This window comes from Micromonospora sp. CNZ309 (assembly GCF_002846525.1).
In genome coordinates this window covers 3,457,877-3,476,534 of sequence record NZ_PJNG01000001.1, presented here as the reverse complement: position 1 = coordinate 3,476,534, position 18,658 = coordinate 3,457,877, and the positions used below count along the sequence as shown (strand labels likewise).

At 74.4% G+C, this 18,658-nt stretch carries 20 protein-coding genes and 1 riboswitch; of the genes, 7 read left to right on the top strand and 13 right to left on the bottom strand.

All coding sequences use genetic code 11. The features are described from left to right. Positions 1-362: 362 nt before the first annotated feature. Positions 363-1,001 (top strand): maleylpyruvate isomerase N-terminal domain-containing protein, encoded by a 639-nt coding sequence (locus CLT72_RS14165; RefSeq protein WP_101412249.1) that lies wholly within the window; start codon positions 363-365, stop codon positions 999-1,001. Positions 1,002-1,145: 144 nt separating this feature from the next. Here CLT72_RS14165 and CLT72_RS14160 read toward each other — a convergent pair whose 3' ends face one another. Together CLT72_RS14160 and CLT72_RS31945 are read right to left on the bottom strand one after the other, a co-directional pair. Then, the gene (locus tag CLT72_RS14160; RefSeq protein WP_101412247.1) at positions 1,146-1,553 is read right to left on the bottom strand and encodes a hypothetical protein; all 408 of its coding nucleotides are present in this window, start codon (positions 1,551-1,553) and stop codon (positions 1,146-1,148) included. Between the two features lie 165 nt (positions 1,554-1,718). Further along, the gene (locus CLT72_RS31945) at positions 1,719-1,862 is read right to left on the bottom strand and encodes a hypothetical protein (protein ID WP_158242031.1); all 144 of its coding nucleotides are present in this window, start codon (positions 1,860-1,862) and stop codon (positions 1,719-1,721) included. Between the two features lie 329 nt (positions 1,863-2,191). Here CLT72_RS31945 and CLT72_RS14155 point away from each other — a divergent pair, with 329 nt between their 5' ends. Next, entirely contained in the window at positions 2,192-2,554 is a 363-nt protein-coding gene (locus CLT72_RS14155) for an STAS domain-containing protein (RefSeq protein ID WP_088998998.1), read from the top strand. Positions 2,555-2,599: 45 nt separating this feature from the next. On the opposite strand, the gene surE is transcribed toward CLT72_RS14155, so the two are convergent. Both surE and CLT72_RS14145 read right to left on the bottom strand, forming a co-directional pair. Further along, positions 2,600-3,424 carry a 5'/3'-nucleotidase SurE gene (surE, locus tag CLT72_RS14150; RefSeq protein ID WP_101412245.1) on the bottom strand — a complete coding sequence of 275 codons (825 nt, stop codon included), beginning with the start codon at positions 3,422-3,424 and terminating at the stop codon, positions 2,600-2,602. Then, entirely contained in the window at positions 3,421-4,398 is a 978-nt protein-coding gene (locus tag CLT72_RS14145; protein ID WP_172896406.1) for a 1-phosphofructokinase family hexose kinase, read from the bottom strand. Before CLT72_RS14145 ends, surE begins: the two co-directional genes overlap by 4 nt. A 174-nt stretch (positions 4,399-4,572) precedes the next feature. Between CLT72_RS14145 and CLT72_RS14140 the strand changes: the two genes are divergently transcribed. Further along, positions 4,573-5,052: a hypothetical protein gene (locus tag CLT72_RS14140; protein ID WP_101412243.1), complete on the top strand. Its 480-nt coding sequence runs from the start codon at positions 4,573-4,575 to the stop codon at positions 5,050-5,052. 32 nt (positions 5,053-5,084) lie between these two features. Here CLT72_RS14140 and CLT72_RS14135 read toward each other — a convergent pair whose 3' ends face one another. The 4 genes from CLT72_RS14135 to CLT72_RS14120 all read right to left on the bottom strand — a co-directional run bounded on the left by CLT72_RS14135 (position 5,085) and on the right by CLT72_RS14120 (position 10,654). Then, complete coding sequence (locus CLT72_RS14135; RefSeq protein ID WP_199184757.1) at positions 5,085-6,164, bottom strand: coiled-coil domain-containing protein; 1,080 nt, start codon at positions 6,162-6,164, stop codon at positions 5,085-5,087. Between the two features lie 13 nt (positions 6,165-6,177). Further along, a riboswitch (cyclic di-AMP (ydaO/yuaA leader) is annotated at positions 6,178-6,309 on the bottom strand. 153 nt (positions 6,310-6,462) lie between these two features. Continuing rightward, complete coding sequence (locus tag CLT72_RS14130; protein ID WP_101412239.1) at positions 6,463-7,380, bottom strand: cation diffusion facilitator family transporter; 918 nt, start codon at positions 7,378-7,380, stop codon at positions 6,463-6,465. Positions 7,381-7,457: 77 nt separating this feature from the next. Continuing rightward, on the bottom strand, positions 7,458-9,575 hold the full coding sequence (locus CLT72_RS14125; protein WP_101412237.1) for an AAA family ATPase: 2,118 nt from the start codon (positions 9,573-9,575) through the stop codon (positions 7,458-7,460). 149 nt (positions 9,576-9,724) lie between these two features. Continuing rightward, complete coding sequence (locus CLT72_RS14120) at positions 9,725-10,654, bottom strand: alpha/beta fold hydrolase (protein ID WP_088999004.1); 930 nt, start codon at positions 10,652-10,654, stop codon at positions 9,725-9,727. 147 nt (positions 10,655-10,801) lie between these two features. On the opposite strand from CLT72_RS14120, the gene CLT72_RS14115 reads away from it, so the two are divergent. Further along, positions 10,802-11,392 carry a carbonic anhydrase gene (locus CLT72_RS14115; protein WP_088999005.1) on the top strand — a complete coding sequence of 197 codons (591 nt, stop codon included), beginning with the start codon at positions 10,802-10,804 and terminating at the stop codon, positions 11,390-11,392. Positions 11,393-11,465: 73 nt separating this feature from the next. Here the strand turns inward: CLT72_RS14115 and CLT72_RS14110 are convergent, their stop codons facing one another. Further along, positions 11,466-11,795, bottom strand: a complete 330-nt coding sequence (locus tag CLT72_RS14110; protein WP_101412235.1) for a hypothetical protein — start codon at positions 11,793-11,795, stop codon at positions 11,466-11,468. 306 nt (positions 11,796-12,101) lie between these two features. On the opposite strand from CLT72_RS14110, the gene CLT72_RS14105 reads away from it, so the two are divergent. Together CLT72_RS14105 and CLT72_RS14100 are read left to right on the top strand one after the other, a co-directional pair. Then, complete coding sequence (locus tag CLT72_RS14105) at positions 12,102-12,593, top strand: DUF3145 domain-containing protein (protein WP_101412233.1); 492 nt, start codon at positions 12,102-12,104, stop codon at positions 12,591-12,593. A gap of 77 nt (positions 12,594-12,670) precedes the next feature. Then, the gene (locus CLT72_RS14100) at positions 12,671-14,410 is read left to right on the top strand and encodes a glycoside hydrolase family 3 N-terminal domain-containing protein (protein ID WP_101412231.1); all 1,740 of its coding nucleotides are present in this window, start codon (positions 12,671-12,673) and stop codon (positions 14,408-14,410) included. A gap of 6 nt (positions 14,411-14,416) precedes the next feature. Here CLT72_RS14100 and CLT72_RS14095 read toward each other — a convergent pair whose 3' ends face one another. Continuing rightward, positions 14,417-15,070 carry a lipoprotein gene (locus tag CLT72_RS14095; RefSeq protein ID WP_144082249.1) on the bottom strand — a complete coding sequence of 218 codons (654 nt, stop codon included), beginning with the start codon at positions 15,068-15,070 and terminating at the stop codon, positions 14,417-14,419. Between the two features lie 164 nt (positions 15,071-15,234). Between CLT72_RS14095 and CLT72_RS14090 the strand changes: the two genes are divergently transcribed. Continuing rightward, the gene (locus CLT72_RS14090) at positions 15,235-15,453 is read left to right on the top strand and encodes a hypothetical protein (RefSeq protein WP_101412227.1); all 219 of its coding nucleotides are present in this window, start codon (positions 15,235-15,237) and stop codon (positions 15,451-15,453) included. 276 nt (positions 15,454-15,729) lie between these two features. On the opposite strand, the gene CLT72_RS14085 is transcribed toward CLT72_RS14090, so the two are convergent. From CLT72_RS14085 to CLT72_RS14075, 3 genes are read right to left on the bottom strand one after another with little or no spacing between them, the layout of a single operon-like run. Continuing rightward, positions 15,730-17,169 carry an acyl-CoA carboxylase subunit beta gene (locus CLT72_RS14085; RefSeq protein WP_101412225.1) on the bottom strand — a complete coding sequence of 480 codons (1,440 nt, stop codon included), beginning with the start codon at positions 17,167-17,169 and terminating at the stop codon, positions 15,730-15,732. A gap of 10 nt (positions 17,170-17,179) precedes the next feature. Then, complete coding sequence (fabF, locus tag CLT72_RS14080; RefSeq protein ID WP_101412223.1) at positions 17,180-18,406, bottom strand: beta-ketoacyl-ACP synthase II; 1,227 nt, start codon at positions 18,404-18,406, stop codon at positions 17,180-17,182. Positions 18,407-18,408: 2 nt separating this feature from the next. Further along, positions 18,409-18,648, bottom strand: a complete 240-nt coding sequence (locus CLT72_RS14075) for an acyl carrier protein (RefSeq protein ID WP_007072348.1) — start codon at positions 18,646-18,648, stop codon at positions 18,409-18,411. Between the last annotated feature and the right edge of the window lie 10 nt (positions 18,649-18,658).

Genomic DNA, 18,658 nt, shown 5'->3' with positions numbered 1-18,658 from the left:
GGGCGGCTGCCGGCTCGGCCCACCGCGTGGCTCGCGGCTGCGGCGTGTTTCAGAAGTGGGCCTGATCGCAGTCCCCGGGTGGCGCGTGAACCTGGTGAACATTCCGGGTCGCGCAGGATGTCGCGTACCGGCATCCGGCGGTTGCCATCGCAGCGCTGATACCCGTGCGGCATAAAAATACCTGTGTGGTATCAGGACCAGTGGACCACACCGCCGTCGTCGACGTCCGGCGCAGCCAGTCGCGGTCAATGAAGCAGGCGTAGCCACCGCCTGCCGTCGGGCGATCGGGCACGTATCGAGGAGAGTCGGTGTCCCGGTCGGCCATAGGCTCGGGGGATCGCCCGCCGAAGGAGGGATCCTCCGTGAGTCCGACCAGGACGGCCTACCTCACCGCCGCGCGCTCGGCGGCGGACCTGCTCGCCGACCCCGCCGTCGCGACCCGCTGGGACGAACCGAGCGCCCTGCCGGCGTTCGGGGTGGCCGGGCTGGCCGGTCACCTCGCCAACCAGGTGCTCGGCGTCCCCGCCGTGCTGGCCGCGCCCGTCCCCGCCGGCGACCCCGTGGGGCTGCTCGACCACTATGCGCGTGGCGGCTGGCTCGGCGCCCCGGTCGACGCCACGGTGAACGTCGTCATCCGCCGCGTCGGTGACGGCCTCGCCGCCGATGGCCCCGCCGCCCTGGTCGACCGGTACGCGGCCACGCTGCGCGAGCTGACCCGCGTACTGCCGGTGGAGCCGCCCGCGCGGGTGGTGCACGTGCGCCACGGCCCGTGGTCGCTCACCCTGGACGACTACCTGGTCACCCGGCTGATGGAACTCGTCGTGCACGCCGACGACCTCGCGGTCAGCGTCGGCGTGCCCACCCCGGAACTGCCGGCGGAGGTGGTCGATCCGGTGCTGACGCTGCTGGCCCGGCTCGCCGTACGCCGGCATGGTCAGCCGGCCGTGCTGCGCGCGCTGAGCCGGGCGGAGCGGGCGCCGGCGAACGTCGCGGCCCTCTGAGTCGGACCGTGCGGTGCGGCGCCGCCGGCTCTGGCCCGAGCCGGAGACGCCGGCGACGACCGGCGGGCGTCACCCGCAACGGGCACGGGCCCCGGCCGACGCTGGGTCGGCCGGGGCCCGTGCGCCGAGCGCGGGTCGGGCGGGTCAGCCGTCGAGGCCGACGGGGGAGTTGGGCCGGTCGACGTCGACGAACTCGATGTCGTCCATCGCCCGGTCGCCCCGGCTGCCGGCGGCCCGTGCGGCGGTGCCGGCGGCCCAGCCGATCGCCGCACCGACGAGCGCGGCGCCGACCAGCAGCGTCCAGGGCAGCGCGGGCCGGCGGCCGGCCAGCGCGTCGAAGGCCAGGGTGGCCCGGCGGCGTGCCTCTTCCGCCGCGGAGCCCACCAGGTCGCCGGCCTCGTCGGCGAGACCGGAGCCGCCCCGGCGGGCGGAACGTGCGGTGTCCCGGACGCTGTCGCCGGCGGAGCTGACCGCCGAGACCAGGTGCTGCCACGCCTGGTCCGCGATCCGCTCGGGCTTGTTGCGGCGGTCCAGCAGGTTGCTTCCGAACATGGTGGATTACCTCCTCGGGTGCCGAAGCCGGCGGCCACTTCGGACTTCGGCGTCGGACCGGCGGGTGACGGTTCGCTCGTTCCCGCCTGTGCCCCGTCGGGCGGCCCGGCAAACCCGTTGTGGCGGGCGCCGCGGCCGTGCCGCCCGGCGGGGTGGGGCCCGGCGTCAGCGCAGCACGACCGCCGTCACGCCCCTGGCGAAGTCGTCGTCATCGTCGTCGTCATCGCCGCCTCCGCCGCCGAAACCGCAGGCCAGTACGAGGGCCAGCAGTGCGCTGACGCCGGCGAGCGCGGCAAGTCTCCTGAGCATCGATCGTCCTCCCGGTCGCAGTCGTGTCTCCGAGCCGATGCTAGGCAGAACGGGCAAGGCCGGGGGCCGAAGCGGGACAGGCCACGCCCGGGGTACGGCTGCTGGGCGTTGCCGGACACAGCCGGCTACCCTGGGGGCGCGACGCGTCAGCGGAAGCTGATCGTCTGGTGGACAAAACGTCAATAGTGCGGATAAGGGCGACTTGCTGTGTCCTCGTCCGCGAATTGCTCATCCCGAGGGGTGGCGACCGAGGCCGTCGGAGGAATACTCTCGGTCGCGGCCCGCGTACTGATGAGGCGCCCGTCGGACGGGCGAGTGGAGGTGCTCGCGTGAGCCTGTCGATCGTGAAGTCGGTCCTGCCCGGTGGTGTCATCGAGATCGCCCCGCGAGGGGAGATCGACGTCGACACCGCGTACGAGGTGCGTGAGGCGATCGCCGAGGTCCTGACCAAGGGGCGTCCCGGCCGGATCGAGCTGAACATGCGGCTCGTCACCTTCATCGACTCGGTGGGCATCAGCGCGATGGTCGCCGGCTTCCAGACCGCCGAGGTGAGCGGCGTCAAGCTCGTCGTCACCGAGCCGAGCCGGTTCGTGCACCGGCAGCTCTGGGTGACCGGCCTGCTCGGCCTCTTCGGCGCCCCCGAGCCCTACTACGCCGGCGCGCCCACGCCCGAGGTCCTTCCCGGCGCCTGACCGCCGCCGGCACCACCCCGGCAGCGACGCGGGCGTGTGCGCCGCTCAGCCGTCGCCGAGGCCCGACAGGTCGACGTCCGCCACCTCGGTGACCGCGCGGATCGCCGTCACCGAGGCGTACCCGTCGGCCAGCAGGGCCAGGTCGGTGCCGGGCTGCACGGCCTGCCCGGGCTCCTCCAGCGACGTGCGGACGAAGCCGTGCCCGGCCTCCGCCACCGTCATCTGCACCTGACCGAAGCTGGCCAGGGTGCCCCGGCGTATCCCGCGCAACCGGTTGTGCGGCAGGTCCGGCGCGTTCACGTTGAGCACGCTCTCCACGGGCCCGGCTGTGAGCCGGGGCAGCAGGTCCAGGGCGACCCGGGCGGCCGTCGGCCAGTGCCGCTCGGCGTCGCGTACCCGGGCGGCGGCGGCCACCGCGGCGCCCCCGCTGGCGGCCGTGGCCTCCCCGGCCGAGAGCACGTCGAGCGAGACGGCCATCGCCCGGCAGCCGTTCGCGGCGGCGGTGAAGGCGGCCCCCACCGTGCCCGAGTGCAGCACCGCGCGGCCCGCGTTCGCGCCCCGGTTGATGCCGGAGAGCACCACCGTCGGCGGGGGCCCGAACGCGCCGTGCACCGCGATCAGCGCGATGAAGCCGGGGGAGCCGCCCACCGCGTACGCCGGCACCCCCGGCAGCTCCGGCAGCGGATGCTCGCGGACCACCACGTGCCCGTCCCGCTCCACCGCGGTCATCGCGGCGCTGGTGCCGCTCGCCTCCTCCAGCGGCGCGGCGACGACCACGTCCAGGCCCCGGTCCGCCGCCGCCCGCGCCAGCGCCTGGATGCCGGGCGCGGCGATCCCGTCGTCGTTGGTGACCAGCACCCGCAGCGTCATCGCCCGGCCGCCCGGTCGGCAAGCTCGTCGGGGCTGGTCCGCTCCTGCGGCCGGTTGCCGGCCGGTACGAGGCGCACCCGGTCGACCAGGCCGGTGATCGAGTCGAGCCGGCCGGTGCCCAGGCCGTGCCGGGTCACGTTCAGCGCGCCGGCCGCCGCCCCGGTACGGATGGCGGTGCGCACGTCGCCGCCGCGCGCCACCACGGCCGCCACCCCGGCGGTCATCGAGTCGCCCGCCCCGCGCGGATCGGCCGCCTCCAGGCGGGGCATCTCCACCTCGAAGACCTCGCCGTCGACCAGGGCGAGGGCGGGCTTGTCGGCCCGGCTCACCACCACGTTCTCGGCGCCACCGGCGTGCAGGTCGTACAGGGCCCGGGTGAGCTGCTCCTCCTCCTCGCCGTCGACGCGGCCGTCGGCGATCAGCTCCTCATGGCTGATCTTGAGGAAGAAGACGCCGCTGTCCAGCACGGCGTCGAGGTGCTCGCCGCAGAGATCGACCACCACCCGGCTGCCGTTGGCCCCCAGGTCGGCGGCGAACCGCCGGTAGAGGTCGGCCGGGACCAGCGACGGCTCGTTCGGCCCGCTCAGCACGCTGACCGTGGCGCGCAGCCCCTCGCCGAGCGCCAGGTTGTAGAGCTCGTCCAACTCGTGCCGGCTGAGCGGCTGGCCGGGCACGTCCACGATCTCCTGCCGGGAGCCCTCGCGGCGGTCGTGCACGTAACCGCCGCTGCCGGAGTCGCGCACCACGACCTTCAGGTTGACCCCCTCGCTGACGAGCAGGGGTTCCAGCACCTGGCCGATCTCACCCCCGAGGGCGGTGCAGAGCACCACGTCGACGCCGAGCGACATCACCATCCGGGCCTGCCAGACGCCCTGCCCGCCGGGGTGCAGGTGCAGCTCCGGGGCGTCGCTGGGCTGGTCGACGGTCACCGTCAGCCGGGGCGTGGGCGCGAAGACCATCACGTGCCCGCTCATCCGTCGTACCCGTTCATGCGCCCACCCCTGACCAGAACGTATCGTGACCATCCATCAGCTGACCGTAGTGGTCCCGCCGGCAGGGCGTCCGGACTCCGGGCGGGATCGGCGCGGCGTTGCCAGGGCGCCCGGCATACGCGACGATCGGGCGACCATCGGCGGTGGGGAGACGGCGTGCTCAGGCGGAGTTCCTTCAGCTACACCGTCCAGGCGCGCTGCTCCGTGGCGCGGGCCGCGGCGTTGCTGGTCGATCCGAGGAGGCAGGAGGGCCTGCACCCGCTGATCGTCCGGGTCCGGCGGGTGCCGCCCCGCCCCGGTGCCCGGGCCAGCTACGACATCACCGACCGGCTGGCCGCTGGGCCGGTACGGCTGCCGATCACCTACCGGGCCGACGTCCTGGTCGACGAGCCCGACGAGATCGTCACCGTGGCCCGGCAGTGGCCCGCCACCACGGTGCGCAACCACACCCGGCTGCGGGCGGAGCCCGACGGCGTGGTCCGCGTCGACGTGGAGATCACCCTCGCCGCACCCGCGCCGCTCTTCGGCTACGCGTTCCGCCAGGCGCGCGCCGCCCACCTCGGACTGGCCGCGCGCCTCGCCGCTGTCCTCGACGGTGCCGCGCCGCAGCCGCCACCCACCGACACGCCCCGGTGACCCGCGACGGGCGGGGCACCGGGGCGTGGGCGTCAGTAGACCGACAGGTGCACGTGGTTGGTGTGGTCGCTGGACGGATCGCCGTTGGCCCCGCTGTACGACTTCCACCCGCTGCTCGGCAGCCAGATCTGCCGGTACCAGATCACGTAGAGCACGGCGAGCCGGTCGGCGTTGCGCACGTAGAACGCCGCCAGGTTGTTGCCGTACGTCCGGTCACCGCCGGTGGCGTCGCCGCCGAAGCCGCCCTTCTGGGCCGCGAAGTCGCACGCCCGGCCCTTCGGGTGCTCGCCGGAGCCGCCGGGGCGGTAGCAGGAGACGTAGCGGGTGAAGCCCGCCGCCTTGGCCTGGTTGAGCGCGTGCAGCGTGCGCGGCGTGATGCAGCCGTTGGCGGGGGTGGGGTCGTTGACGCTGCACGACTCGCGCGGCCAGGAGCCGTCGGAGTTGCGCGGCGCCGCCTTCGCCGTCTTGCTCGAGGTGCCGCCCGGCGAGCCGCCCCCGCCTGCGGACTGTCGCTGTTGCTGCTTCTGGTTGGCGACCGTCAGCGCCCGTTCGGCCTGCTCCTTGCGCTTGGCCATCACGGTGACCTGCTTGCGCTGCTCCCGGATCTCGCCGTCCAGGGCGAGCTTCGTGCGGGCGGCCTCGTCCCGGGTCTGCTGGAGCTCGCGCAGGGCCCGGTCCTCCTTGGCGGCCACCGCGTCGAGGGCGGCGGCGCGGTCCATGAAGCCGTCCGGCGAACCGCTGTTGAGCAGGGCGGACGCCACGCTGAGCCGGCCGGTGCGGTAAGCGGCCCCCGCGATCTCGCCGACCTTGGCGCTGCGCGCCGTCAGCTCGACCTCGGTGCTCCTGAGCTGGGCGGCGAGCTGCTGCTGCCGTTTGGCCGACGTGTCGAGGGCGCGCTTGGCGTCGAGGTAGCCCTTGCTGGCGGCCTCGAGTTGGGCCCGCAGGGCGGGCGTGCCGCCCTCCTCGTCCTGGCCGGGGGTGGCGGCGAGCAGGCCGGCGCGGGTGGCGGCCGCCGCCGGGGCGGCGGTGACCGGGGCCACCGCAGCGCCGAGGGCGAGCATCGTGGCGATCAGGGCCGCCGTCCGGGCGGCACGTCGTCGTACAGGTGCCATCACTGGCATACACGTGTCCTTCCGTCAGCCGCCGACCGGGTTAGCTGACGGGTTCGGGACGGAAGATCCCTACCGCTGACGCGGATGCACCCCACGAACATGGTTCCCCGGTACGCCCCGCCGGGCGATTAGGCGGCGGCCACCGCCGGCACCGGTGGGTGCCGCCTGGCGGAGGCCGAAGCAGAGCCTACCGGTGCCGGTGTGACTGCTGCAGTGCAGGTGACGCACGGTGCATGTCCACTAACAGTCAAATCCGGCATAAGGCAACAATACTCTCCCAGATTTAAGGTTGTCCTCATTACCACTCGACTGCCCCGCAAGCCCCTGGCGACGCTCCCGGCTCGATCTGCAACGTGGCGTGCTCGATCTGGAAGTCGTCGTGCAGCGCGGCCCGGGCGGCACCCAGCACCGCGCCGACCTCTGCGTCGGGTGTCATGGTCAGGTGCGCCGAGGCCACCTCCATCCCGGAGGTCAGCGTCCAGACGTGCAGGTCGTGCACCTCGGCGACGCCGGGCACGGCGGCCAGCCGGTCGTGCACGGCCGTTACCTGGAGGTGCTCCGGCGCGGCCTGCACCAGGATGCGCAGCGCCGCCCGCCCGAGTCGCCAGGTGCGCGGCAGGATGAACAGCCCGATCGCGACGGCCACCAGCGGGTCGGCCCACCACCAGCCGGTGGTGGCGATCAGCAGTGCCGCCGCGATCACGCCGAGTGACCCCAGCAGGTCGCCGAGGACCTCCAGGTACGCGCCGTGGACGTTGATGCTCTCCTTCGCCCCCGAGCGCAGCAGGGCGAAGGCGCCGACGTTGGCGAGCAGGCCGAGTACGGCGACCACCAGCATCGGGCCGGCCAGCACCTCCGGCGGGTCGCCGAAGCGGCGTACCGCCTCGATCACGACGTAGACCGCGACGCCGGAGAGCAGCACGGCGTTGGCCAGGGCGGCGAGCACCTCCAGCCGGTAGAGGCCGAACGTGCGCTGCGGGTCGCCGCCCGCCCGCCGGGTCGCCGAGATCGCGGCGAGCGCCATGCCGATGCCGAGCACGTCGGTGAACATGTGCCCGGCGTCGCTGAGCAGGGCCAGCGAGCCCGTCCGGAAGGCGGCCACCGCCTCCACCACCATCAGGCCGGCGAGCAGACCGAACGCCGCCCAGAGCCGGCCCCGGTGGCGGTGTGCGGCGTTCGCCACCGACCCGTGGTGGTGGTCATGACCTGCGCCCACGCGCCCATCCTCCCTCTGGGGGTCCGGATTCGCGTTCAATTTATGCTCACATCGCTATGTGTGCAAGTGACGGGCCCTCAGCCGGTCGGGTCGACGGTGGTCAGCCGCTGGGTGGCCCGGGACAGCGCCACGTAGAGCGTCCGTACGCCCGACCCCGGGTCGGCCCGGATCTCGCTCGGGACGACGAGGACGACCCCGTCGTACTCCATGCCCTTGGCCTCCAGGCTGGTCACCACCTGAAGCCGCGGCGCGGCCAGACCGGCCAGCCAACCGGCGACCTCGTCGCGGCGGGGCACGGGCGTGATCACGCCGACCGTGCCCTCGACCTCGGCGAGCAGCGCCGTGGTCGCCGCCGCGACGGCGGCCTCCAGCCCCGCCGGCGGCACCACCAGCGCGACCGGGTCGACGCCGGTGGACCGCACCGCCCTGGGCAGCGGGAGGTCCGGATGCAGCCGGCGGATCTCGGCCGCCGCCACCGCGAAGATCTCCGCCGAGTTGCGGTAGTTGGTGGTGAGGGTGAAGTGGTGCCGCTTGCGCCGGCCCAACGCCTGGTCCCGGGCCCGGGTCAGCTCCTCCGCCTCGCCCGTCCACGCCGTCTGGGCCGGGTCGCCCACCACCGTCCAGGAGGCCAACCGGCCGCGCCGGCCGATCATGCGCCACTGCATCGGCGAGACGTCCTGCGACTCGTCGACCACCACGTGCGCGTACTCCCGGTAGTCCTCCGGGCGTTCCCGGGCCGCCTCGCGGGCGGCGCGCTGCCGGTCGGCGAAGGTGCTCAGCTCGCGGACCCCGCCGGCCAGCTGGAACGGGTCCCGCTTCGCCCGGGCGGGCTTCATCGGCTTGCCGAGCAGGGCGTCCAGCTCGTCGAGCAGCGCGATGTCGGCGATCGTCAGCCCGGCGGTGTCGAGGCTGCGGTACGCGTCGGTCAGCAGCCGGATCTCGGCGCGGGAGAGGATGCCGGCGGCGTAGCGGTGCAACCGGTCGGGGCGGGCCAGCCAGCCCAGTACGTGCCGGGGGTGCAGCCGGGGCCACCACGCCTTGAGGAACTCCCGGAACTCCGGCCGCTCGGCGATCTCGTCCTCGAACGCGCGCTGCTCGGGCAGCCGGCCGACGCCCAACCGGCGGGCCTGCGCCCAGAGCGCCGCGAAGACCCCGTCGAAGCCGGCCCGGCGCACCTCGTTGCGCCGGGCGCCGCGAGGCATCGCCCGGTCCCGGATGCCGTCCAGCTCGCGGCGCTCCAGCCGGAGCAGCGCGCCCCGGTAGAGCAGGCGCAGCTCGGTCGGGCCGTCCGGCACCGCGTCCCGGACCGTCCGCTCCAGCACCCGCCGCATCCGCAGCGAGCCCTTGACCGCCGCCACGTCCGGTGCGTCGGTGCGGGTGGCCGTCATGCCCGCGAAGAGCGTGCCCAGCGAGTGCAGGGTGGCGGTGTCCTCGCCGAGCGAGGGCAGCACCGAGGCGATGTACTCGACGAAGACCGAGGACGGGCCCACCACCAGGATGCCGCCACCGGCGAACCGGCTGCGGTCGGAATAGAGCAGGTACGCGGCCCGGTGCAGGGCGACAGCCGTCTTCCCGGTGCCCGGGCCGCCGGACACGATCGTCACGCCCGAGCCGGGGGAGCGGATCGCCTCGTCCTGCTCCCGCTGGATGGTGGCCACGATGTCGCGCATGCCCCGGCCGGTGGCCTTCGACAGCGTGGCCAGCAGCGCGCCGTCGCCGACGACCGCCATGTCGGCGGGGGCCGCGACGGGGTCGAGCAGGTCGTCCTCGATGCGGGTGACCCGCTCGGCGGAGGACTGGATCGTGCGCCGCCGCACCACGCCCAGCGGCTGCGCGGGGGTGGCCTGGTAGAAGGCGGCGGCAGCCGGGGCCCGCCAGTCCACCACCAGGGTGGACGCGTCGTCGTCGCGGATGCCGAGCCGCCCGACGTGCAGCACCTGCCGGTCCAGCAGGTCCAGCCGGCCGAAGACCAGGCCCTCGTGCTCGGCGTCGAGCATGTGCCGCCGCCGCGCGGCGTGGAACACCATCGCGTCCCGTTCGACCAGCGCCCCGAAGTTGCCCACCCGGGCGAGCCGGTAGCCCTCCTTCTCGGCGCTGACCGCCGACCGGCGCAGCTCGGCCAGTCGGGCGTACACCCGGTCGAGATGCCGCTGCTCGACGGCGATCTCCTGTTCCAGGGTGGTCTGGTCGGTCACCGCTCGCTCCTCCTGACGTCGGCGGCGGGCGGCGCGAACCGCGCCAACCGCGCCAGGCCAACCGCAAGAGGGTACGGCCCGCGCGCAACCAGCGGCGCGACCGGTGCGGGAAAGGAACCCGCGTCACGCCCCCAGGGGCCGCGCCCGGGTCAGTCCGCCCGGGCGGCGGCGGTGGCGCCGGGGGCGGCGAGCACGCGCCGGAGCACGCCGCCCAGCGCCTCGTTGACCTCGTCGGGCCGCTCCATCATCAGCATGTGCCCGGCACCCGGGCAGACGGTCAGCTCGGTCGCCGGCAGCGCGCCGGCGATCGACTCGGCGCAGGGCGGCGGGGTGAGCCGGTCCCGGTCGCCGACCAGGGCGGCGGCCGGCAGGTGGGCCAGCGCGGCGAGGGTGTCCAGCCGGTGCTGCGCCCCGATGGAGGCGCGGAACCCGCCGATCGAGCGGAGGGTGGCGCGGGCCACCGCCGAGGTGACCAGCCGGATGTCGTGCGGGTCGCAGCGGTCGCCGAAGAGCATCCAGCGGATGCTGGGACGCAGCGCGCGCAGCAGCGCCCGGGGCGGTCGCCAGGCCCCGCACCGGGCCAGCACGCCGGCCCCGGTGGTCTCGGCGAGCCGGATCAGCCGGGCGATCCGGGGGGAGAGGCCGTAGACGGTGTGCGTGTGGCCCTCGGCGGTGGTGGAGACGAAGACCAGCCCGGCCGTCCGGGCGGCGAAGTGCCCGGGGTGGCGGTGCGCGTACTCCATGATCGTCATGCCGCCCATCGAGTGGCCGACCAGCACGACGCGGCCGGTCGGGGCCACCTCGTCCAGCACCGCGGCGAGGTCGTCGCCGAGCTGGGCCACGGTGGCGGTGGGCAGCGCCATGCAGCTCGACCGGCCGTGGCCGCGCGCGTCGTAGGTCACCACCCGCACCGCGTCGCCGAAGCGTCGCCGCAGGTCGGCGAGCTGCCGGTGCCAGGCCCGCCCGTCGAGCGTCCAGCCGTGCAGCAGCACGACCGTGACCTCGGCGTCGGCCGGTCCGGCCGCCTCGACGTGCAGGCGTACGTCGTCGGGAAGACGTACCTCGACGTGCTCCGGCATCGTCACCTCCCCAGGGCCGCGCGGAACCGCAACACCGGGGATACCCGGTGGTAACACCGGCTACCCGTCATGAGACCACGACAACCGGGTCGGTGAGAAGATTCGCAACCCGCTCCGAACCTCCCGGGGGCCCGCCAAGCTGAGGGCATGGGGTCGCCCCGGGCCGCGCTGGCCGAGCTGCTCGCCGGCAACCGCCGCTTCGTGAGCGGCCAGCCGATCCACGGCCACGACGTCACCGCGGCCGCCGCGGCGGCCTCCGGCGACCAGCAGCCGTACGCGGTGCTGCTCGGCTGCATCGACTCGCGGGTGCCGCTGGAGGCGATCTTCGACCAGACCTTCGGCTCGATCTGCGTGATCCGCACCGGCGGGCACGTGCTCGACCGGGCGGTGCTCGGCTCCATCGAGTACGTGGTCGGTCAGCTGGGCGTACCGCTGGTGGTGGTGCTCGGGCACGAGCGGTGCGGCGCGGTGGCCTCGACCGTGGACACGCTGCGCGGCGGGCGGTCGCCGGGCGGCTCGCTGGCCCACCTCGTCGAGCAGATCGCCCCGGCGGTGACCGAGGTGGGCGTCGACGACCCCCGGGTGCATCCGCTGGCGATCCGGCGGCACGTGCTGCGTACGGTGCGCGCCCTGCGGGCCGACGCCCTGCTCGCCGCCCCGGTCGCCGCCGGCCGGCTGGCGGTGGTCGGGGCCCTGTACGACCTGGCGACCGGCGAGGTGGCCCTGCTGGAGACGTGAGCGACCCGCAGACGCGCGACCGCCCGCCGGGATGGTCCCGACGGGCGGTCGCGGTGTCGCGTGGGGGAGGGGCTCAGCCCTCGAAGACGCCAGCCTCGACGAGGCGCTTCTCGGTGGCGTCCCAGCCGTCACCCGGGTGGGTGGCGTTGAGGTTGTTGAGCTCGGCCCGGATCTTCGCGGCGTGACCGGCCGCGGCCAGCACCCGGATCTCCTCGACGAAGGCCTCGGAGTCGGTGCGCAGGTGCGCGGTCTTGCCGTTGGTCAGGTTCCGCACGTAGGCGTGCTTGCCGCCGTTGAGCGGGATGACGTACTTGAACTCGCCCAGCACGCTGAGGGCGCCACCCTGGCCAGCCTGGCCGGCCCGGACTGACGCGCGCGCGGTCTTAGAGGTGTTGCTCGCCACGGAGGTACTCCTTGCAAGACGTACGGGAGGACGGAACGTCCGGGGGCTGTGCGGGTGTCACCCTGCCGGGTGCGCCCGCGAAGATGTGCGCGGCACAGGCCGCCGATGGAACTGTACACGAACACGGTCCCTGGCTGGTCATCGCGTCGTGAGGGGTCAACCGGGGCACCCGTCCGACTATTCCGACCCGCGAATTTTCCGATTCCCTGGCGCACCATCCGTCACACCAGTCATCATGTGTTCCAGCAACCACTCGGGTGGTCGAGGTCGTAGGGGAAGACGCACCTCGCTCTCCGGGAGGTCACCGTGCCAACGCGTGGCGTCGTATACGTCCATTCGACCCCGCTCGCCGTGTGCTCACACGTCGAGTGGGCGATCGCGCGCGTCCTCGCCGCGCCGGTCAACCTGCACTGGACGGGCCAGCCCGTCGACCCCGGCGCCCGCCGGGCCGAGTGCGGGTGGACCGGTCGCCCGGGGACGGGCGCCGAGCTGGCTGCTGCCCTCCGGCAGTGGCCCATGATCCGTTTCGAGGTCACCGAGGAACCCAGCCCCGGCGCCGACGGCGAGCGCTTCATGTACGTGCCCGGACGGGGCCTGTTCCGGGCGACCGTCGGGGCGGCCGGCGACATCCAGCTCGGCGAGGACCGGCTGCGCAGCATCATGGCCGGCGCGCGGGCGCCGGAGGCCCTCGCGCACGCCCTCGACAAGGCGCTCGGCACGGCGTGGGACGCCGAACTGGAGCCCTACCGGTACGCCGGCGACGGCGCGCCGGTGACCCTGCTCACCCGGGTCGGCTGACGCCACGGCCCGGACCGGGGCCGACTCATCCGATGGGGTGAAGGTCAAGTTGCCCCGATAACGGGCGAACTGGTGGGATGGGCCGCGTGTCGACTACCTCGCGACGTGCCGGCGTCGCGCTCGCCGTCCTGACCGCGCTGCTCGTCTCCGGATGCTCCCGGCCGGCGGAGCGCCGCCCCGACCCGACGCCCACGAGCGCCGCCGCCCCGACGGCCGCCCCGGCACCCACCGCGAGCGTCCCCGGCGCCGACCCCGCCGCCCGTGCCGCCGCCCTCGTGGCCTCGCTGGCCGACGAGGACCTCGTGGGGCAGGTGCTGATGCCGTACGCCTACGGCGACGCGGCCACCCGGGTCTCATCCGGCTCGGCGGCCGGCAACCAGGCGCTGGCCGGCGTGGACACCCCCGCCCAGATGGTCGAGAAGTACCGGCTCGGCGGGCTGATCCTGGTCGGCTTCAGCGCCGACGACCCCACCAAGGGCAACCAGGAGACGACCAACGTCGACAACCCGAAGCAGGTCCGCGCGCTGACCGACGGCCTGCGCGCGGCCGCCGGCCGGCTGCCCGCCGGGCCGGCGCCCTTCCTGATCGGTACCGACCAGGAGCACGGCGTCGTCACCCGGATCACCGACGGCGTGACCCTGCTGCCCAGCGCCCTCGCCGCCGGTGCCGCCGCACGACCGGAACTGACCGAGGCCGCCTGGCGGGCGGCCGGCGCCGAACTCGCCGCGATGGGCATCAACCTCGACTTCGCCCCCGTCGCCGACGTGCTCGCCACCCGCAGCACGGTGATCGGCTCCCGGTCGTACGGGGCGAACCCGAAGGTGGCGGCGGGGCAGGTCGCCGGCGCGGTACGGGGCCTGCAGGCCGCCGGCGTCGCGGCCACCGTCAAGCACTTCCCCGGGCACGGGCACAGCGCCGCCGACTCGCACGAGGGCCTGCCGGTGCTCGACCAGCCCAGGAAGACGCTGGAGACCGGGGCGTGGCCGCCCTTCTCCGCCGCCATCGACGCGGGCACGATGGCCGTGATGTCCGCCCACCTCGACGCGCGGTCGGTGGACCCGGGCACCGCGGCGACCTTCTCGCACAAGCTGCTCACCGGCGTGCTCCGCGGCCAGCTCGGCTTCCAGGGCGTGGTGATCACCGACGGGATGAACATGCCGCCGGCCAAGCGCTGGTCGCCGGGCGAGGCCGCCGTGCGGGCGCTGAAGGCGGGCAACGACCTGATCCTGATGCCGCCGAACGTCCGTCAGGCGTACGACGGGCTGCTCGCCGCGCTCCGCGACGGCTCGCTGCCCCGGGCCCGCCTCGTCGAGGCCGCGACCCGGGTGCTGACGATGAAGTTCAAGCTGGCCGACCGGCCCACGCCCGAGCTGTCCACGCTGGCCGGCCCGGCGCACCGCAAGGCGGCGGAGGACCTGGCCGCGGCGGCGGTGACGGTGCTGCGCGGCGCCTGCGGCGGCGGCGTACGGGGCCCGGTGACCGTGACCGCCTCCGGCGGGCGCGAGCACACCCGGGCGGCGCTGACCGAGGCGCTCAAGGCGGCCGGGGTCGAGGTGGTGGCCCGTGGCGGGACGGTGGTGCACCTCGTCGGGTACGGCGACGGCGCCGGCGACCTGCGCGCCGACGCCGCCGTCACGGTCGCCATGGACACCCCGTACGTGCTGGCGAAGGCCAAGTCGCCCACCCTGCTGGCGACCTACTCCTCCAGCCGGGCGTCGATGACCGCCCTCGCCGGGGTGCTGGCCGGCAAGACCCGCCCCGAGGGCCGCTCCCCGGTGCCGGTGAGCGGCCTGCCCGCCACGACCTGCGGCACCTGAGCGGCGTCAGTCGCGGTTGATCCGGGCCGACTGCTTCACCAACTGGTACGCGGGCAGCAGCTCGGTGGGTTCCGGAGTGTCCAGGCTCAGCACGATCGGCCCGTAGAGGGAGGAGACCGCGACGGCCCGGTCGTTGACCGCGCCGCCGTCCTTCCTGGGGTAGCTGGCCTCCACGGCGTCGAGGGTGCCGGCCTTGAGCCGCCGGTACTCCGCGTCCGCCGCCTTCGGCGAGTACGCGTCGAGGAAGTGCTTCAGGTGCGCCTCGGCGCCGCCGGCGACCCCGTCGACCCGCCACACGCGGAGGAACCCGATCGAGCCGGCCGGCCTGGCGTCGATCTCGCACAGCATGAGGGCCTTGCCGAGGCGGGCCTCGCCGAACTCCGCCGAGCCCTTCACCGCCTCGACCTTCCACTTCGCCGGCACGGAGAAGGTGACCGGCAGCTCGCAGGGCGTGCCCTTCCCGCCGACCGTGGTGCCGGCGGCGGCAGCCGCCACCTCGTCGTGCCAGGGTGGGCCGGGCGTCACCGGCGAGGCGGTGGCGCTCGGTGAGGCCGACGGGGAGCCACCGGCCGAGGGCGGCTCCTCCGTGCCGTCGGCGCAGCCGCCGGTCAGTCCGATGGTGAGCGCCGCGAGCACGGCGACGCGGGTACGACGTTCCATGGTGTCCATTCCCCGTTGACGATGAGCCGGCTCATCAAAGCGACACATGCGGGCGCCGTCAAGCCGGAATGGTCACCGGTCCCCGCGCACCAGTGCCGGGCACCGCCCGCGCCGCGGGGAAAACCGGGTCGCGTTCGGGCGCCGGGCCTGGCACCCTCGCGCAGATGGGAACGGCTGAGGGTTTCGCGTACGTCGAGCGGTCGGACGGCACCGTGGTGATCACCCACCACGGCCGGCCGGCGGGCACCTTGCGGGGCGGCCGGGCGGCGGAGTTCCTCGCCGAGGTCGACGGCGACCCGCAGCTCGTGATGGCCCGGTGGACCGGCAACTACCGCCGGGGCAACGAGCGGGCCGCCCGCCGACACCCCCGCAACCAGGGCTGAGCGAGGCGGGAGGGCCCGCGCTCGCCCGAGCGCGGGCCCTCCCGACGGTACGTCGTGATGCGGTCTGCGCCTTGAACCGTGCCGGACTGCGTGGCCGGTCGAGCCGGTGACCAGAGCCTGGACGACCGGCGCTGTCGTCGCCGCGTTGCGATACCACAGCGGCATCTTCATGCCACACAGGTATCAGCACTGCGGCGCGGTGGTTCGTCGGCGCCGTGCGCCTGCCATGTCCGCCGAGCCCCGCACTTCGGAAATCGCCGGCCGACCCCGCCGGCCCTACAGGGGGATGTTGCCGTGTGCGCCCCGGGCCGCCGGGGCGGCGGCGAGGGCCTCGGCGATGCGGCGGCGCGTCTCGGCGGGGGTGATGACGTCGTCCACCACGCCGATCTCCAGGGCCCGGTTGACGCCGCCCGCGACGCGGGTCTGCTCCTCGACGAGCTGCGCGCGCAGCGCCTCGCGCTCCTCGGCCGGGACGGCGGCGAGCTTCTTGCGGTGCAGGATGTTGACGGCGGCGCCGGCGCCCATCACCGCGACCTCCGCGTTGGGCCAGGCGAACACCGCGGTGGCACCCAGGGAACGGGAGTTCATCGCGATGTACGCGCCACCGTAGGCCTTGCGGGTGACCAGGGTGACCCGGGGCACGACGGCCTCGGCGAACGCGTGCAGGAGCTTCGCGCCGCGGCGGACGACGCCGTCCCACTCCTGGCCCAGGCCGGGTAGGTAGCCGGGGACGTCGACCAGGACGATCAGCGGCACGCCGAGGGAGTCGCACATGCGCACGAACCGGGCGGCCTTCTCGGCGCTGGACGCGTCCAGGCAGCCGCCCAGGCGCAGCGGGTTGTTCGCGACGACGCCGACGGTGCGCCCGGCGAAGCGACCCAGGGTGGTCACGACGTTGGGGGCCCACTTGGCGTGCAGCTCCACGCCGGGGGCGTCCAGCAGCGCCTTGACCACCGGCTTGACGTCGTAGGCCCGGTTCGGCTCCGCCGGCATCCTCGCCGCCAGGTCGTGTCCCCCCTCGTCCCGGGCGGACACGTCGTCGGGCGACAGGCGCCCCTGCCGGCCCAGCAACGCGGCGAGCCGGCGCGACTCGGTGATCGCCGACTCGTCGTCGGCGCAGGTCACGTGGACCACCCCGGATCGGCGGCCGTGCGGCTCGGGCCCACCGAGGCGCGCCATGTCGACCTGCTCGCCGGTGACGCTGCGGACCACCTCCGGGCCGGTCACGAAGATCCGGCCCGCGCCGCTCATCACCACGATGTCGGTCAGCGCCGGCCCGTACGCGGCGCCACCGGCCGCCGGACCGAGCACCGTGGAGATCTGCGGCACCCGCCCCGAGGCACGCACCATCGCCGCGAAGACCTGGCCCACGGCGTCCAGGGCGACCACGCCCTCGGCCAACCGTGCCCCGCCCGAGTGCCACAGCCCCACCACCGGCACCCGTTCGCGTACGGCGGTGTCGATGGCGTCCACGACGTGCCGGCACCCCTCGGTGCCCATCGCCCCGCCCATCCGCGTCGCGTCCGTGGCGTACGCGACGACCGGCGATCCCTCGATCTCACCGCGCGCCCACAGCACGCCCGAGGTGTCGCGGGGCACCGACAGCCGCAACGATCCCGCGTCGAACAGCGCCCGGAGCCGAACCTCCGGATCCCGGTGGTCGACGACGGAAGATGCGTCCACGCCGACGGCGGTGGTGCTCACGTGTGCCTCCATGGCAGTGGTCTCAGGCCCGCGTGAAGACGAGAGCCACGTTGTGGCCGCCGAAGCCGAACGAGTTGTTCAGCGCGGCGGGGATGTCCATGTGGCGCGCCTCGTTGGCGGCCACGTCCAGGCTGAGCCCGTCGTCGGGGTCGTCCAGGTTGATCGTCGGCGGTACGACACCGTCGCGGATCGCCAGGATGGTGGCGATCGACTCCAGCGCGCCCGCCGCGCCCAGCAGGTGGCCGGACATCGACTTGGTCGACGTCAGCACCGGGTGGTCGCCCAGGGCCGCCCGCAGCGCGGTGATCTCCGCGACGTCGCCGACCGGGGTCGACGTGGCGTGCGCGTTGACGTGCACGATGTCCGCCCTGGCGACGTCCGCGTCCGCGATCGCCTTCGCGATCGCCCGGATGGCACCCTCGCCCTCCGGGTGCGGCTGGACGATGTCGTAGCCGTCGGAGGTGAGCCCGGCGCCGGCCAGCCGCGCGTAGACCCGGGCGCCCCGGGCGGCGGCGTGCTCCGCCCGCTCCAGCACCAGGATGCCCGCGCCCTCGCCGAGCACGAAGCCGTCGCGGGCCTTGTCCCACGGGCGGGAGGCCCGCTCCGGCTCGTCGTTGCGGGTCGACATCGCCCGCATCGAGCTGAACCCGGCGATCGGCAACTGGTGGATGACCGCCTCGGTGCCGCCGGCCACCACCACGTCGGCCCGGCCGGCGCGGATCATGTCCATGCCGAGGGCGATCGCCTCCGCGCCGGTCGCGCAGGCGCTCGCCACGGAGTGCACCCCGGCCTTCGCGCCCAGCTCCAGCCCCACCCAGGCGGCGGGGCCGTTGGGCATCAGCATCGGGATGGTGTGCGGGGAGACCCGCCGGGGGCCGGACGCCTCCAGGATGTCGTCCTGGGCGAGCAGCGTCAGCGCGCCGCCGATGCCGGAGCCGACGCTGACGCCCAGCCGCTCCGGGTCCAGCCCGGAGTCGGCCAGGCTGGCGTCCGCCCAGGCCTGCTGCGCCGCGATGATGGCGATCGCCTCGGAACGGTCGAGCCGGCGGAGCTTGACCCGGTCGATCAGGCCGGTCGGCTCGACCGCCAGCTGGGCGGCGATCCGGACCGGCAGTTGCTCGGCCCACTCCTGGGTGAGCGGACCCACCCCGGAGCGGCCGGCGAGCATGGCGTCCCAGGTCGACGCGACGTCCCCGCCCAGCGGGGTGGTCGCGCCGAGCCCGGTGACGACGACGTCGGTGTGAGCCATGATCAGGACTGCGCCTCGATGTAGCTGACGGCGTCCCCGACGGTCTTCAGGTTCTGCACCTCGTTGTCCGGGATCTTGACGCCGAACTTCTCCTCGGCCGCCACCACGACCTCCACCATGGAGAGCGAGTCGACGTCCAGGTCGTCGGTGAAGGACTTCCCCTCGGCCACGTCGTCCGGGTTCACCCCGGCAACCTCTTCGAGGATCTCGGCGAGGCCGGCGGTGATCTCGTCACGGGTCATTGCGGTTGGT

What these genes read in the sequence shown, in the direction of transcription:
- CLT72_RS14160 (WP_101412247.1), bottom strand. Translation starts at nt 1,553, where the DNA reads ATGTTCGGAAGCAACCTGCTGGACCGCCGCAACAAGCCCGAGCGGATC.
- CLT72_RS31945 (WP_158242031.1), bottom strand. Translation starts at nt 1,862, where the DNA reads ATGCTCAGGAGACTTGCCGCGCTCGCCGGCGTCAGCGCACTGCTGGCC.
- surE (WP_101412245.1), bottom strand. Translation starts at nt 3,424, where the DNA reads ATGACGCTGCGGGTGCTGGTCACCAACGACGACGGGATCGCCGCGCCC.
- CLT72_RS14145 (WP_172896406.1), bottom strand. Translation starts at nt 4,398, where the DNA reads ATGAGCGGGCACGTGATGGTCTTCGCGCCCACGCCCCGGCTGACGGTG.
- CLT72_RS14135 (WP_199184757.1), bottom strand. Translation starts at nt 6,164, where the DNA reads ATGGCACCTGTACGACGACGTGCCGCCCGGACGGCGGCCCTGATCGCC.
- CLT72_RS14120 (WP_088999004.1), bottom strand. Translation starts at nt 10,654, where the DNA reads ATGCCGGAGCACGTCGAGGTACGTCTTCCCGACGACGTACGCCTGCAC.
- CLT72_RS14115 (WP_088999005.1), top strand. Translation starts at nt 10,802, where the DNA reads ATGGGGTCGCCCCGGGCCGCGCTGGCCGAGCTGCTCGCCGGCAACCGC.
- CLT72_RS14100 (WP_101412231.1), top strand. Translation starts at nt 12,671, where the DNA reads ATGGGCCGCGTGTCGACTACCTCGCGACGTGCCGGCGTCGCGCTCGCC.
- CLT72_RS14095 (WP_144082249.1), bottom strand. Translation starts at nt 15,070, where the DNA reads ATGGAACGTCGTACCCGCGTCGCCGTGCTCGCGGCGCTCACCATCGGA.
- CLT72_RS14090 (WP_101412227.1), top strand. Translation starts at nt 15,235, where the DNA reads ATGGGAACGGCTGAGGGTTTCGCGTACGTCGAGCGGTCGGACGGCACC.
- CLT72_RS14085 (WP_101412225.1), bottom strand. Translation starts at nt 17,169, where the DNA reads ATGGAGGCACACGTGAGCACCACCGCCGTCGGCGTGGACGCATCTTCC.
- fabF (WP_101412223.1), bottom strand. Translation starts at nt 18,406, where the DNA reads ATGGCTCACACCGACGTCGTCGTCACCGGGCTCGGCGCGACCACCCCG.
- CLT72_RS14075 (WP_007072348.1), bottom strand. Translation starts at nt 18,648, where the DNA reads ATGACCCGTGACGAGATCACCGCCGGCCTCGCCGAGATCCTCGAAGAG.